The following is a 15,808-nucleotide window of genomic DNA, read 5'->3' as shown; positions in this document are numbered from 1 at the left end:
AACTTGATCCCAATTTTTATTTATAATGAGAAAGAAGATTTTCCTTGTTCTTGGTTCGCTCGGTACAGGTGGTTCTGAGCGTGTTTACTGGCTGCTATCGCAATATTTCAACAAGCCCGATTATGAGGTAGTTGTGGTGTTGCTTAATGGGGACGAGTGCAGTTTCTCAACAGAAATAGCAGGTATCAGATTTTTAAACCTGAAAACAATAAAAGCTTCACGCTCATTTTTTAAACTTCGCAAGCTGCTGAAAGATGAAAAACCATACGCTGTTTTTTCAACTACTGATCATATTAATATCCTGGTAGCCTTTGTTTCAATGTTTGTTAAAGTGCCTAATTTAATAGCCAGGGCATCTAACAATCCGCAACAAATGGCGCAGTTTTATGAATTTAAATCCCGCTTTTACAATTACTTTTCAAGGTTTTTGTTTGTGCGCTTTAACTCAATAGTTTGCCAGTCTGAAGAAATGAAGCAATCCATAGCCCGGTTTTATAATATTAACCTAAACAAGCTTATTGTTATTCATAACCCGGTTATTATAACGAACGCAATAAAACCTCAAAATCAAATTTCAGGATTAAAAAGGCTTATTGCAGTTAACCGGCTAATCAAAGAGAAGGGATTATTTCGCTTGCTTGAGGTTATGAAAGCACTGCCTCAAAACTATGTTCTAACTGTAGCCGGCAAGGGCCCGCTGATGGATACCTTAAAAGCAGAGGTACAAAATATTGGCCTCAACGAACGCGTGAAGTTCATCGGCGAAATTAAAAATGTTGCCGATGTTATTTCTAAGCATGACTTACTGGTTTTAAGCTCATTTACCGAAGGCTTCCCTAATGTAGTGCTCGAAGCACTGTCGGTAGGCGTTCCGGTAGTTACATTCAGAGTTGGCGGGGTTAACGAACTGATAAGGGAAGGCTTTAACGGTTTTATAGCCGAACAAAATGATCTTTGCACACTACGCCATCAAATTATCAGGGCATGCAATCAAACCTGGCAGCATCCTAATATCAAAGCCGATATCGTTGATCGCTTTAGTCTCGAGAAAATAGGTATGGAATATGAAACCCTGCTTGCTAATTAAACAAAACTATTAACCCCAAACGTTTTTTTATGTGCGGCATTTACGGATCAACAGTGAGATATGACGATAACATCATATTTCAAAAACTGGCAAGGGCCGATTTCAGGGGCCCCGATTATTCTGGCTTTGAACACAATGGCCCGGTTACCTTAGGCCATAACCGGTTGGCTATTGTTGATCTGGATCACCGGTCTGATCAACCCTTAACTTACAATCACCTTAAAGTTGTATTTAATGGCGAAATCTACAACTATAAAACCTTAAAGGTAAAGCTCACAGCCCTGGGTTACAGATTCCTGACCGATTCCGATACAGAAGTTATCACAGCCGCCTATCTTGAATATGGCGAAAACTGTGTCAACCATTTCAACGGCATGTTTGCCTTTGTAATTTTTGACACCCGCACGCTCCAGCTTTTTGGCGCCCGCGACAGGCTTGGCAAAAAGCCATTTTACTATACCCAAAATGGTTTAGATTTTGAATTTGCCAGCCAGCCATCGCAAATATGTATAGGCCGGAATGTAACTATTAATGAACAAGCTATTAACGAATATTTTGTATGGGGATACGTTCCCGAACCCAAATCGGCCTGGAACGAAATCCAAAAGCTTGAGGCCGGGCATTCATTTTGTTTTGATTGCAACACCGGCAGTTTCAGAACAAGAAAATACTGGGAACTGGACTTAAACCATGCCGAACGCTATGAAGGAGTATACCAGCAAGCACAGGCCGATTTAACCCGACTGATTACTAACGCTGTTGATATACGCATGCATGCCGACGTGCCGCTTGGTGTATATCTTTCAGGCGGTATCGACTCATCACTTGTTGCGGCCATAGCTTCAAAAAACTATAACAATGTAAAAACCTTTTGCATAAAATTCAGAGAAAAAGGTTTTGATGAAAGCGTTTTTGCACAAAAAATTGCCGATCATTTAAAAACAGACCATCATACGATTGAATGTAATAAAGAAGAAGGCCTCGAACTGATTGAGAGTTTCGGCCGCTATTATGATGAGCCTTTTGCTGATTCAAGCGCCATCCCATCCCTGCTGTTAAGTAAACACACCAAAAAACACGTTACCGTGGTTTTAAGCGGTGATGGTGGCGATGAAAGCTTTTTAGGATACAGCCGTTATAAATGGTTTAATATGGTTAACCAGCTGTTTAAATGCCCGCTGGCGCTGCGTAAAAGAATAGCCGATATAATTAGCATCTCCCCTAACTATCGTCATAAGCTAATTGCAATGGGGATCTGCAATCCGGAGGTCAAATCACTTTACGGGCTTATGCTGGGCGGACTGGAATACTCCTGGCTCGAAAATCCTAACATTGGCCTGCAGGTTCCGTTCATGGATATCTGGTCGTCAAAATCAACAAGCATGCTTCAAAAGCTGTCGGCATTTGATACCAAGACTTATTTAAACGGAGATATAAATACTAAGGTTGACAGGGGCACAATGGCCTTTTCGTTAGAAGCAAGGGCGCCGCTTATGGATTACCGGGTAATTGCATTTGCTCAAACCCTGCCCGACAGCTATAAGTTTAAATACGGCATTCAAAAGAGGATTTTGAAAGATATACTATACCAATATGCACCGGCGCAACTGTTTGACAGGCCAAAATCCGGCTTTACAATGCCGCTAAGCCATTGGTTTAAAAACGAATTGAGAGATCACGTAATGGATCATCTTTCAATCAGCGAGTTAAAGAACATCCCTGGTATTAACGTACAAAAATCGTTTGCCATGATAAACGACCACATGAGCGGCAAATGGAACAGGGCAACTCAGATCTGGAAACTGCTTGTGTATACACAATGGCTTAAAGATCAGCGTTCAAACGCAATTTCAACATACCAGGTAGCTTAAAATACTCTAAACCTTATGATCCAGATTAACAACAGGGCCATGCGTATAGTACCATACACAGTTGTGTGGTTTGCCGCTAAGCCCAATTTATGGGGCTGCCTGTTAAAATACTATAAACAAAGTAAAAGCAGCGAAGCTGTTCCGGGATATCGCAAAGAGGATTTTTTTACCAAAATAATTGATATAACCGTACCTGTACCTGCTATTGAAGCCAATTTTGACAAAAACACAACATACGAAATACGCAGGGCCCTTAAAGATGGCGTATCAACCGTGATGGGCACCGGCATTAAACCCTTTATTGACTTTTACAATACATTTGCCGTTACCAAGGGCCTAAAAAAAATTAATAAAGAATTTTATAAATACAAACCGCACCTGTTTATCACCAAAGCGGTTTACCAGGACCAGGATATTGTTATGCACGCTTACATCCGCGATCATTCATCGCAAAGAGTGAGGCTATTACATTCGGCTTCCCTGTTCAGAAATGAAAATGACAGCCAGTTAAGGGCTGTTACAGGCCGGGCAAACCGCCTGCTGCATTTTGAAGATATCCGCTTTTTTAAACAGCTTGGGTTTAAAATATATGATTTGGGTGGCTATGCTTACAATACATCGGATACCGAACTTTTAAAGATCAACAAATTCAAAGATAGTTTTGGCGGAAGCCTGCTGCAGGAAACCGACTATCTGCCTATGTCACTAACACTCCTGTCATTTTTTAAAAATAAATTTCGATTTATGAAAGACCTTATCTCCTCATTCATTTCGTTTATTCACAAAGTGTTTAGTTATGACAAATGGAATATAGGTTATATATCACAATCTCCCGAAAACCTTATCCACACTCAGCAGCTAAACGGAAAAATCAATTGGTTATCAGAAGATAAAGTGGATTATACAGCCGATCCTTTTACTGCAAATATCAATGGCCGTTTACATCTATATTATGAAGAGCTTAATTTCTGGAAGGGAAAAGGTGAGATCATGATGACTGATGACATGCATTTCAAAAACAAGAAAAAAGTGAATGGCATCATGGAAGACGAAATACACCTCTCCTATCCTCACATGTTCACTGACAATAATCGGCTATACTGTATTCCGGAAACAGGCAGAGCTAAACAGGTGGCTCTTTATCAAATTGATATGAACAACCCGTATAAGTTTGAAAAGGTCAGGGTGTTGCTGGAAGGTCAGGCGTTTGTTGACAGTTCCATTATCCATTACAACAACAAGTACTGGCTCTTTACAAGCGTTTCGGGAGAACACGGTGTACTGTACTTATTTTATGCCGATACCCTCGACGCTCCATTTAAGGCACATAAACAAAACCCGATAAATGTGGCGTCAAACGTGAGCCGGTCGGCAGGCAGGTTATTCGTTGTTGGTCAAAAGCTTTATATGCCCAGCCAAAATCCAAAAAGGTGTTATGGTGGCTCTGTAATGATCAATGAAATAACCACTATAACCGAAACAGATTTTCAATACCATACCGCTTTTGAACTACTTCCCCAGGCACCTTATGATGAAGGATTGCATACTATAAATTTTGAAGATGGATTATTAATTGTTGACGGAAAACGCAAAGTATTGAGTGCAATGGGACCGTTTAAAAAAGTGATCAGGAAGCTGAAGAGCCTTAATAATCCTAACTAGTGCCCAAGATGAAGCCTAAATTACTTTTTGTTTCAATTACCGACAAGGCAAACGGAGCTGAAAACATACTGTTACAAGCCGCCCGTGCAAGTAACGCTTCTCTGCTATTTTTAAAGAAAGTTGAAAGCGGCGGGTTAAATATCCCCAGCGATCAACAAGTTGAATATGTGAGCAACGGAAGCATATTAAGCGGCTTTTCCAGGTTAATAAAAAGCTTAAGCCCTTACCGCACAGATCATATTATTTTCAGCACGCATCCTTACTTAAATGCTTTCCTGGGGTTTTTAAAACGCATTGGATATTTAAAATCAAAACTCATAGTAAGGGAGTGCTCGTCTGTTTTAACCCGGTACAGCGGTTTAAAAAAATTGAGTTACCAGATAGCATATCGGCTTGGCTACCCCGGGGCAAATTTGGTTGTATGCCAAACCAGCAGCATGCGGGATAGCTTTATACAGCATCTCCCATACATCGACAAGGGAAGGGTTGTTATTCAGAAAAACCCGATCGACATTGAACAAAACCTAATAAAGGCCGAAGAAGCACTGCCCGCTGCCGATGCCGCTGTTGAATTTATTTGCGCAGCCGGGCGGCTGATTCCTGAAAAGGGTTTTGATATACTAATTATGGCTTTTGATGAAATTAAAGCATTCCGACCCAATTTGCAGCTGCTGATATTTGGCGAAGGCCCGGAGCAAACCTCGCTTCAAAAACTCATCAGCGAATTAAAATTGGAAGGCCGGGTAGTATTAAAAGGGTGGATCGCAAACCCAATGCCTTATTTTAAGCATGCAAAAGCCTGCGTTATATCATCAATAAAAGAGGGTTTTCCGAACGTATTGCTGCAAATGATGATCCTGAACCCAATTATAATCAGCACCAATTGCGCGGGAGGTATCGATGAGATTCCGGGCATTTACCTGGCTGAAGCCGATAATGTAAACTCGTTAACAACAGCGGTGAACACCGCCCTCAGCACTAATAGCAATCATAAAGACCTTATAATGCAATACGTAGAGGACCGTACCCCCGAAATATTCATAAAGTCGATACTCAATGCACTGGTATAAACGGCCCCTGACTTATACATAATAGCGCAACAACTTTAACTAACTAAAATAAAAATTTTATGAAAACAATTATTAAATCCACCCGAAATGTTGTGTTGCCTATAATAACAATTGTAGCCATGCTATCTGCTATTAACGGCTGTAAAAAAGCCGACCAGCCAACACCAACTACAACACCGCCTACAACTACTCCTCCTGTTACAACACCACAGGACGAATCTATCAAATCGATAAGCTTGATAGGGTTGAGAGTCGATAGCGGCTTTTGTTACAAAATTGGCTATGATTTACCTGAAATTGGGGATTCAAACACCTCTCCAACTGTTTCAAAGCTCAGGCTGTTTGAAAATGGAGTTGAACTGGGGCCGGCCCACTCTACCCACCGTGATATCCGCAGTTTTGGACTGGGACAATTTAGCCATTGGGGCAACACATTGTATTTTTCAACGTCAGACAATAGTAATCCACTTACAAACGGGAGAAAATACACTTATACCATGAAGTAAGATTTATCAAATTACACTCAAACACGCGCAATTTGATAAACTCCTTACTCAAAAGTATTCTGCAACAAGTACATCTACCTGCCTTTTTCGTTACCGTTCCTGATTTTTTGATACAGGCATTTACCATTATTTAAGCGTTCGCGCTTATGATCAACCAATAGTCAACGCCTTCCTCTGAGGCTTTCATTTAAACCTAATTTCACTTATTTATGAAAATTTTAATTACCGGCACTGCGGGATTTATCGGCTATCATTTAACCCAAAAATTACTTAAACGCGGTGACACCGTTGTAGGCATTGATAATATTAACGATTACTACGATGTAAAGCTAAAGCACGCCCGATTGCTGGATGCCGGCATAAAAGTATCAGGAATGGTTTATAACAAACCTGTTTGCAGCACAAAACATCCAAATTATACGTTTATTAAACTGGATATAACGGATAAGGAAAATCTGCAGCAGCAATTCCAAAATTATCAGTTTGATGCCGTTTGTAACCTGGCCGCACAGGCCGGTGTGCGCTACAGCCTTACTAATCCCGATGTTTATATTGACACAAACGTAAAAGGATTTTTAAACATCCTGGAATGCTGCAGGCATTTCAAGATTAATCACCTTGTTTACGCCAGTTCATCAAGCGTTTACGGTTTAAACAAAAAAATGCCCTTCAGCGAGCATAATATCGCCGACCATCCGGTTTCATTATACGCAGCATCAAAAAAAGCCAATGAAATGATGGCCCATACCTACAGCCATTTATTTAACCTGCGAACTACGGGGTTACGTTTTTTTACAGTTTACGGGCCGTGGGGCCGACCGGACATGGCTTTATTTATTTTTACCAAAGCAATTCTGGAAGGCAGGCCTATTGAAGTTTTTAACAACGGCAATATGCTTCGGGATTTTACCTACGTAGATGACATTGTTGAAGGCATTACGCATGTTATTGATCAGCCGGCAGAGCCCAATTTTCTGTGGGATGCCAAAGATCCCGATCCGGCTACATCATCTGCACCTTTCAGGGTGTTTAACATTGGCAGAGGAGCACCGGTTAACCTGCTTGATTTTGTAAGCGAAATTGAGGCACAGGTGAACAAAAAAGCAATCAAAACACTAATGCCAATGCAGGATGGTGACGTTGCCGAAACCTGTGCTGATGTTTCAAATTTAGATGAAATGCTGAACTACAAGCCCCAGGTTTCTGTCCATACAGGGGTTGAGCGATTTATTGCATGGTATAAAAAATATTACCATATTAAAAGCACCAGCCCTGAGCCGGTCCTTGTTCACTAAAATCCCCCCCGATAACGGTGCATTATCTTTGAACAGCATTACATCCCTAATTAAATCTTCGCTCATAACCTATTGCTTATTATACCATCATGGCAAGCAAAAAAGTGCTGATCGCCTGCGATTCAGCCAAATCGTTGATTGATTTTAGAGGTAAATTAGTTGAGCTGATGCGGAGAGAACATACTGTTTATGCTTTTATCCCTGCAATACCGTCCGAGCAACGCGCAAAACTGGCATCGCTAAACATCGTTTTATTTGAAAACAATCTAAACGGCAGTAATGTATCGATCTTATCTGATCTGAAATATGCGTTGAAACTTTACCGGCTCATTAAACAGCTAAAGCCGGATGTTTTTTTTCCATACACCCTTAAACCGGTTATATATGGAACACTTGCAGCCAAACTGGGCGGCGTGCGAAAAATAACCCCGATGCTTTCGGGCCTTGGGTATAACTTTGTTAACGGTAACACATCTTTAACAAGCAAAATTACACGCTTACTACTTAAGTTCAGCCTTAAAAACAGGCAGGGGTTGTCTGTCATATTTCAAAATAAAGATGATGTACAAACGCTGCTTGATTCTAAAATAATATCGGCAAACCATCAAACTGCAGTAGTTAACGGATCGGGAGTTGATTTGAGCTACTATACCCCTACCCGGCCGGATATTAATAACATAAGCTTTATCATGGTATCCAGGTTAATCAATGCCAAAGGGATCCGCGAATATTTTGAAGCAGCGCAAATTGTATTCCTAAAACACCCGCAGGTAACTTTCAAACTAATCGGATCCTATGATGATAATGTCGATGCCATTCACCCCGACTTATTTTCGGAAATAAAGCACCGGAGTGTAATTAATTACCTGGGCGCCGTTGATGATGTAAGACCATATATAAGCAGTTCATCTGTTGTGGTACTGCCTTCATACTATCGGGAGGGAATTCCACGGTGTTTGCTTGAAGCCATGGCTATGGCGCGCGCCATTATAACCTGCGATTCTGTTGGTTGCAGGGAAACTGTTGAAACGTCACCCAACAGCAATGGATTTTTAATACCTGTAAAAAACACAGCCGAACTTGTGCACAAAATGGAGTATTTCATAACCAACAAGGAAGCTATCAGCAGTTTCGGTCTTAACGGATTGGCCTTAGCAAAGAAAAAGTTTGATGTGCATAAAGTAAATGCCATGATGATGCAGATAATGGACCTGAATTAATTAGCCGAAAATCAACAATACAAATTCATGAGAAATAGACTTAACTACGGAGACAGGCACTTTGAAGATTTCCGCGTTGCAATGCGTGATTACGGATGGGTTATTTTTGAGAATGCTTTAGACAGCGATTTTGTTGCAGTTATTAATGAGGATTTAAAAGAAGCGTATGTAAAACGACGAGCCATTCAGGAAAAAAACGGGATAGGCTCTAACATGGTCGGCACACTTCACCACCTTGTTGAAAAGGACAATTTCAGCTTACCGTTTATTGAAAAAATGTATTGTGCCGATGAGATTGCTTATTTTTTGAGTGGTAATTATATACTGAATGGCTTTAATGCTGTAATACACACCCAGCAGCAACATCCTTATGTAAGTAACATGCACCGTGATGTGCGCACATTTTTAGGCGACACGAAATTATTAGTGCAAATGATAGTTACCCTTGATGATTTTACCGAAGAAAACGGTGCTACCTATTTCCTGTCGGGCTCACATAAAACAGATATCAGACCTAACGAAACTTATTTCTACGAAACCGCCGACAGGGCTGTAACACCAAAAGGAAGTATTATCCTTTTCGACTCCAACATATGGCATGCTGCTGGCGAAAATAAAACAATTAAGCAACGCCGGGCATTAACGCTGGGATTCACCCGCCCTTTTATTAAACCACAAATGGACTATCCAAGGGTATTAGGCTACGACTTTATTGATAAGCTTAGTGCTGATCAGCGGCAGGTATTGGGTTATAATTCACGTATCCCAGAAAGCCTGGAAGAATATTATCAGCCTATTCATTTAAGAATGTATAAAAGCGACCAAGGATAACAACTTTATTTTTCACACTCAATTTACAGTCATGCAAAAAAATAAAGCCGCGTTAAGACCCATAGGCGGGTATTTGGAGCTGGAACTGCCCAAAGGGAATGAATACTATCCCGATCTGGTTCGGTTAAACACAGGGCGCAACGCGTTAGAATACATACTGTTACAAAAAAAATACCATAAAATTTATATTCCTTATTTCACTTGCGATGTGTTGCTTGAGCCTATTGTTCGAACAGGTATTCAATACCAGTTTTATCATATTGACCGGCAGTTAGATCCCATAATTGATTTTGAGATTGAGCCTGACGCCTGCTTTTTATATACCAATTACTTTGGCATAAAACAAACAAAAGCATCAGAGCTTAGCGGCAAAATCAAAAATCTTATAATTGATAATTCGCAAGCCTTTTTTTCAGAGCCCCTTGCCGGCATTGATACATTTTACTCGTGCCGTAAGTTTTTTGGCGTTCCGGACGGCGCATACTTAAGCATTAAAAGAAAACTCACTAAAAAGTTACCCGTAGATAGCTCAGTAAACCGGTTTTCGCACCTCATAAAAAGTATAGACTCAGGTATCGAAGCCGGGTATTCTGACTACATTAACAACAGCAAGGATCTGGAAAACAACGAGATCAGGTCCATGTCGTTATTAACCCGAAAGATACTTACAAGCATCAATTACAACGAATGTGTATTTGCAAGGCAACGAAACTTTAATTTTTTGCATAAGCACCTTGCCGAATTTAACCTGCTCAAGTTTGATGCCGCTGATGAGCACACAGTACCGTTGGTATACCCTTTTTTAACTAATGACCGGCACTTAAAAGTACATCTGATACAGAAAAAAATATATGTTGCTACCTACTGGCCTAATGTATTTAAGTGGACTAAGAAAAACACCAACGAAAATTACCTGGCCCGGTGCTTAGTGCCATTACCAATCGATCAACGGTATGACCTTCAGGATATGTTTTATATGTTAAATACGCTAAGACTTTTTTTATGACCATTTCAGTTTACATACGCCCCCTTGTAATAGAAGATGCGTCCGTATCTTACGCATGGCGTAACGACCCATTGATATGGGTATATACAGGCTACAAACCCACTCATTATATTAGTTCGGAAATAGAAACAGCCTGGTTACGTGAAAAGCTGGCCAAGCCCGATCAGCTTAGATTTGCAATTTGTGTTAAAGAACTTAATACATATATAGGTAATATCCAACTGCTCGATATTACTGATCATGACGCAGAACTGCACCTGTTTATTGGTAACAAACTTTACTGGGGTAAAGGAATTGGTTACCAGGCAACAGTACAGATGATACGGTATGGCTTTTTAATAAAGGAACTGGATGAGATTTATTTAAAAGTACACCCTGCAAATATCGCGGCAATCACTGTTTATGAAAAGGCAGGATTTGAAATTACAGGTAAGGTAAATGATTTGATTACAATGAGTATTACCAAAAGTAAATTTGTTTGCCTTCAAAATCAACAGTCATAATTAGCATCTCCTAAATTTTAGTTCAATGATTAAGATCTTTACCCTGCTCAATAAAGATAAATGGATTTCTTACGTCGGTAATTCGGCCGAATATGATTTTTATCATACATGGCATTATCACTCCCTTGAAACAGCCGGAGATCCTGTTCTATTTATTTATGAGGAGTCAGATACCTATATCGGCTTCCCCCTGCTGCAGCGAAAAATTCCGGGTTCTGATTATAGCGACCTAACCTGTGTATATGGTTTTTCGGGCCCTTTTTCAAATAAAAGAATTGATGAGATAGATGAGCAGGTGATGGAAAATTTTAAAGGCGCTTTCAACAATTTCCTAATAAAGGAAAAGTACGTATCTGTTTTTGTGAGACTCCATCCTTTTTATAAGCAGCAAAAATTACTGGAGAAATTTGGAGGTGTTCACGAAAACGGAAAAACGGTAGTACTTGACCTTTCAGTGCCTATTGATGAACAGCGCAAAAAATACAGGCAATCAACCATGGATGCTATTAAGCACGCATGGAAAATGGGGTTTAAAGTAAAGGACGAAACAAATGCTGACGGCATAAACACCTTTGTCGAAATTTATACCGAAAACATGAAACGCGTTGGCGCCAGCAGCTACTACCTGTTTAATGAAAAATACTTTTCAGAAATATTAAACACATCTGAATATGAGGCCCGTTTGCTAACTGTTTACTACAACGACATTGCAATTGCAAGCACTATAATAACCTTTACAAATGGCATTATTCAAGCCCATTTAGTAGGTGCCCGCGCAGAATATTTACATCATAGCCCAACCAAATTTCTGGCCGATTGCATAACGCAGATTGGCAGAGAAAAAGGAATGAAATATTACAACCTGGGCGGTGGCCTTGGATTTAAAAACGACAAGCTCTTTGACTGGAAATGCGCCTTCTCCAACCTCCATCTTGACTTTAAAACATGGAGATATATTGCCAATCCCGAAATGTACCAAAAGCTTTTGCAGGATAAGGGCATTGAAGAAAATGCCGAAGTAGACTTTTTTCCGCTATATAGATACGCTTAAGATAATACCTAAATAAACCAGTTATGATATACCTCAAAAATTTGTTATTCCAGGATAAGTTCCATTCAAGATGGTTAATCCTGGTAATTGACCTGATGGTAGTTTTGTTATCATTATGGACATCTCTATATTTTAAAAACCGGCTTCAGTTTGATCCCATCAGTCTTTATTATATGCTCTTTTATTGCAGCAATGCGGTGCTGGTTTTTATGATAATGAAAATACATACATGTATTATCAGGTATTCCAACACACGGGATATGATGCGGATTTTAATAACCGTACTGGCAAGTAACGTTACTTTTCTGCTGTTTTATCATTTGTTCTTCGCGTTCTATCTTAAAATAGATGTCAGCGGATTGATGGATGTGCTGCTGATCAATTTCTTTATCACTTCGTCTATGCTTATGTGTATGCGTATTATTATCAAGGATGTTTTTAAATACATTGAGACAACAAGCTATAAAGTCGAAAAAGAAAATGTACTCATCTACGGCTCCACCGAACCTTCCATACTAATTAAAAATGCCCTTGAAGCACAAAAAGGATTTATACTCAATGTTCAGGGCTTTATCGACACCGGGGTTGACAGAATATCAAAATGCATTGAGCAAAAGCAGGTTTATCCTATCAAATCAATTGATATGCTAAAAAAACGCTATGATATAAAGTCAATGCTGATAACATCCGAGGATATAAAAATCGACGGAAAAAGAAAGGCGGTTGAAAAATGCATTGAACTTGGCATAAAAGTAATTGTTGTGCCGTCATCAGACCAGTGGATCAATGGCAAGCCAAACCTAAATCAGTTTAAAGATTTAAAAATAGAAGACCTATTGGAACGAAAACCCATAAAAATCTGCAATGAACATATTTTAGATGACATTAAAGGTAAAAGGATCCTGATCACGGGTGCTGCCGGTTCAATAGGTTCTGAGCTCGTAAGGCAAGTGTTAATGTATAGTCCGGAATTTGTTGTATTATGTGACAGGGCCGAAACCCCGTTGCACGATATTCAAATGGAAATTGAAGACGGTTTGTACGGAAACCGCACCAGGATCTTTATTGCTGATATCCAAAATTCTGGTCGTATAAAAACACTGTTTAATTTATACAGGCCTCAAATAGTATTTCATGCGGCAGCTTACAAGCACGTACCGATGATGGAAAATAATCCAACCGAAGCTATTTTAACCAACGTATGGGGCACAAAAATCCTGGCAGATATTTCAATAGAATTTAATGTCGAAAAATTTATAATGATATCAACAGATAAAGCGGTGCGTCCAACAAACATCATGGGGGCCTCAAAACGGATAGCCGAAATGTATATTCAATCGTTAAATAACCTGTTATTTGAAGAGCATTTTTTCAACTCTGATCCGTCAAAAGGCAACCAAACCAGGTTTATAACAACCCGCTTTGGTAATGTCCTTGGATCAAACGGCTCCGTCATCCCTCGCTTTAAAGCACAAATTGAAAAAGGCGGGCCTGTTACTGTTACCCATCCGGATATCACAAGATACTTTATGACTATACCCGAAGCTGTACAACTGGTACTTGAAGCAGCCGTAATGGGTAATGGGGGTGAAATATTTTTGTTTGACATGGGCGAGCCGGTAAAAATCGCTGATCTGGCGGCAAATATGATAAAAATGGCTGGTCTTGTTCCGGGAAAAGATATCGAGATTGTTTATACCGGCTTGCGGCCTGGCGAAAAACTATATGAAGAGTTGTTAAATGCGGAAGAAGAGGTAATACCTACTTATAACAAAGACATAAAAATCTCCAAAAATATCCCGGTTAGTTACGCTAAGATCAATAATTTAATTAAGGACCTTTTGGAACTTAACCTGCATAATGAAGTTGACTTGATGGTATCGAAAATGAAAACCATATTGCCCGATTACATCAGCAATAATTCCCAATATGAAAAGCTCGACGTAAAATTAATTGACAAACAAATGGTAAACTGAGCTTTTTTTGTAATTTATATGATTAATCTTATAGGTTTCCAATAATAATTTGCAGATTTAAGCAAATTATAACCTAAGATCCCATTCGCATTACAATGGCAAAGCTGAAGATTGTTATTTTTTAAAGAGGAAATCCAATGTCCTTTGATCCGAATTCCGATTTTTTTGAGATAGCGTTCAACGTGACGGAGCATACTGAAGCCATGCTGGCTTATTGGGATAAAAACCTGATTTGCCGCTATGCCAATAAAGCTACGGCCGATTGGTTCGGGATAACCCCGAGCATATGATCAACAAATCACATCTTTCGGAGATTTTGGGAACATTATTTGACGTGCAGCTTCCTTATATTAATGGCGTGTTAGGTGGTAAAATACAGGTTTTTGACCAGGTAATTCATTTGTATTCGGGCAAAGCTAAAAACGTGCGGGTAACTTATCATCCCAACTATGTTGAAGGTGAAATAAAGGGCTTTTACGCACATATGGCAGACATTAGCCCGCTAAATAATAAATCCCACAATGATAAAACAGGAGTAGAAAAACTACCTGAATTTGTAACTCAAAACGACCAGCTTCTTGAAAATGTTGCAAAAACACTAAACGAGAACCTGTTTATCGGGTTTCCGAGCATCTCTGCACTTTCAAAAAAACATTTTGTATCTGAGTCGAAATTAAAAAGGGATTTTAAGCAAAACTTCGGCAAAACTATTTTCTCCTATTACCGGTATCTGCAAATGGAAATTGCAGACAGATATATAAGGGAAAAGCGCTGCAATAAAAACCAAATGGCAGTAATGCTTAATTTTTCCAACCCGTCAAATTTTTCGGCATGCTATCATAGATATTTAGAAGAAAAATCATCCGATGGTGAGCTCATCGAAACACAAAAAGAAGATAATACGCATAATAAAACGCTTATAGAACAGGCCCCTATTGCTATTGCCATGTTCAATAACCAGATGCAATTTATTGCTGCTTCAAAAAGATGGGTTACCGAATATAAACTTGAAAACACAGGTTTTATTGGAAAAAGTATTTATGAAGTCTTACCAGCCACAAAAAAGAAATGCGAAAAGCTCCATAATCATTGCTTAAAAGGTAATATATATCAATGTGATGGCCTGCTCTTAAAAAAGAATGATGGTACCCGCGTTTGGCTAAAGTGGAATATTCACCCCTGGTTTACAACTTCGGGAGAAACAGGCGGACTATTTATCCATACCGAAGATATCTCCAAAATTAAAGCCATAGAGAAAGAGAACAAACAGGCCGAGAAGCTTTTAAAAAGAGCTGCAACCTTGTCAAAAATAGGTACCTGGACACGGGATCTGCTTACCCATACCATGCAATGGGATAATGTTATAAAAAGCATCCTTGAAGTACCTGAGTACTTTGTACCTGATATAAAAACGATATGGAAGCTTTTTAAACAAGGTAAAAGCGAGCGGCTCAGTAAAAAAGCTTTAAAAGACGCGTTAAAATACGGAAGTTCTTTTGATATTGAAGTTGATATGATAACAGCCAAAGGTAATTCAAGAAAAATAAGAATTATTGGTTATCCTGAATTTCAAAATAATAAGTGTAAAAAGCTATCAGGAATACTTCTGGATATCACTCCTCTTTCACCATTTAAAACGGCCAACTTTTTGACGGATTGAGCTGTTTAGAAAAATATTTTATCTTAATGATCTTCAATCGGTAGATAAAAAATGATAATTCGCCAATATT

Annotated in this window: 14 protein-coding genes; all 14 read left to right on the top strand. The window is 39.4% G+C overall.

The window, feature by feature from the left end; translation table 11 throughout:
• Positions 1-25 precede the first annotated feature (25 nt).
• The 14 genes from DIU38_RS06515 (at position 26) to DIU38_RS06455 (ending at position 15,738) form a co-directional block, all read left to right on the top strand.
• Positions 26-1,087 carry a glycosyltransferase gene (locus tag DIU38_RS06515; protein WP_112654421.1) on the top strand — a complete coding sequence of 354 codons (1,062 nt, stop codon included), beginning with the start codon at positions 26-28 and terminating at the stop codon, positions 1,085-1,087.
• A gap of 29 nt (positions 1,088-1,116) precedes the next feature.
• Positions 1,117-2,958 carry an asparagine synthase (glutamine-hydrolyzing) gene (gene asnB / locus DIU38_RS06510; protein WP_112654422.1) on the top strand — a complete coding sequence of 614 codons (1,842 nt, stop codon included), beginning with the start codon at positions 1,117-1,119 and terminating at the stop codon, positions 2,956-2,958.
• Between the two features lie 15 nt (positions 2,959-2,973).
• Complete coding sequence (locus DIU38_RS06505) at positions 2,974-4,620, top strand: glucosamine inositolphosphorylceramide transferase family protein (protein ID WP_112654423.1); 1,647 nt, start codon at positions 2,974-2,976, stop codon at positions 4,618-4,620.
• An 8-nt stretch (positions 4,621-4,628) separates the two neighbouring features.
• Entirely contained in the window at positions 4,629-5,690 is a 1,062-nt protein-coding gene (locus DIU38_RS06500) for a glycosyltransferase (protein ID WP_112654424.1), read from the top strand.
• A gap of 59 nt (positions 5,691-5,749) precedes the next feature.
• The gene (locus DIU38_RS06495; protein WP_112654425.1) at positions 5,750-6,196 is read left to right on the top strand and encodes a hypothetical protein; all 447 of its coding nucleotides are present in this window, start codon (positions 5,750-5,752) and stop codon (positions 6,194-6,196) included.
• 209 nt (positions 6,197-6,405) lie between these two features.
• Positions 6,406-7,491: an NAD-dependent epimerase gene (locus DIU38_RS06490; protein ID WP_112654426.1), complete on the top strand. Its 1,086-nt coding sequence runs from the start codon at positions 6,406-6,408 to the stop codon at positions 7,489-7,491.
• Between the two features lie 89 nt (positions 7,492-7,580).
• Positions 7,581-8,711: a glycosyltransferase family 4 protein gene (locus DIU38_RS06485; protein ID WP_112654427.1), complete on the top strand. Its 1,131-nt coding sequence runs from the start codon at positions 7,581-7,583 to the stop codon at positions 8,709-8,711.
• A 27-nt stretch (positions 8,712-8,738) separates the two neighbouring features.
• Positions 8,739-9,542 carry a phytanoyl-CoA dioxygenase family protein gene (locus DIU38_RS06480; protein WP_112654428.1) on the top strand — a complete coding sequence of 268 codons (804 nt, stop codon included), beginning with the start codon at positions 8,739-8,741 and terminating at the stop codon, positions 9,540-9,542.
• A 31-nt stretch (positions 9,543-9,573) separates the two neighbouring features.
• Positions 9,574-10,548, top strand: coding sequence for a hypothetical protein (locus DIU38_RS06475; protein ID WP_112654429.1), 975 nt, complete (start codon positions 9,574-9,576; stop codon positions 10,546-10,548).
• On the top strand, positions 10,545-11,051 hold the full coding sequence (locus tag DIU38_RS06470) for a GNAT family N-acetyltransferase (RefSeq protein ID WP_090526775.1): 507 nt from the start codon (positions 10,545-10,547) through the stop codon (positions 11,049-11,051). The genes DIU38_RS06475 and DIU38_RS06470 overlap by 4 nt, the downstream gene beginning before the upstream one ends.
• A 25-nt stretch (positions 11,052-11,076) precedes the next feature.
• Positions 11,077-12,102 (top strand): GNAT family N-acetyltransferase, encoded by a 1,026-nt coding sequence (locus tag DIU38_RS06465; RefSeq protein WP_112654430.1) that lies wholly within the window; start codon positions 11,077-11,079, stop codon positions 12,100-12,102.
• Between the two features lie 23 nt (positions 12,103-12,125).
• Positions 12,126-14,078 carry a polysaccharide biosynthesis protein gene (locus DIU38_RS06460; protein WP_112654431.1) on the top strand — a complete coding sequence of 651 codons (1,953 nt, stop codon included), beginning with the start codon at positions 12,126-12,128 and terminating at the stop codon, positions 14,076-14,078.
• 137 nt (positions 14,079-14,215) lie between these two features.
• Positions 14,216-14,368 (top strand): PAS domain-containing protein, encoded by a 153-nt coding sequence (locus tag DIU38_RS32930; RefSeq protein WP_167516098.1) that lies wholly within the window; start codon positions 14,216-14,218, stop codon positions 14,366-14,368.
• A complete protein-coding gene (locus tag DIU38_RS06455; RefSeq protein ID WP_149354049.1) occupies positions 14,365-15,738 on the top strand; it encodes a PAS domain-containing protein in 1,374 nt (457 codons plus the stop codon). Before DIU38_RS32930 ends, DIU38_RS06455 begins: the two co-directional genes overlap by 4 nt.
• The last annotated feature ends 70 nt before the right edge of the window (positions 15,739-15,808 follow it).

Origin of the sequence: Mucilaginibacter metallidurans (assembly GCF_003286435.2) — a bacterium.
GTDB lineage: Bacteria > Bacteroidota > Bacteroidia > Sphingobacteriales > Sphingobacteriaceae > Mucilaginibacter > Mucilaginibacter gossypii.
The sequence above is the reverse complement of the archived record's forward strand: the minus strand, read 5'-3'. Positions and strand labels throughout refer to the sequence as shown.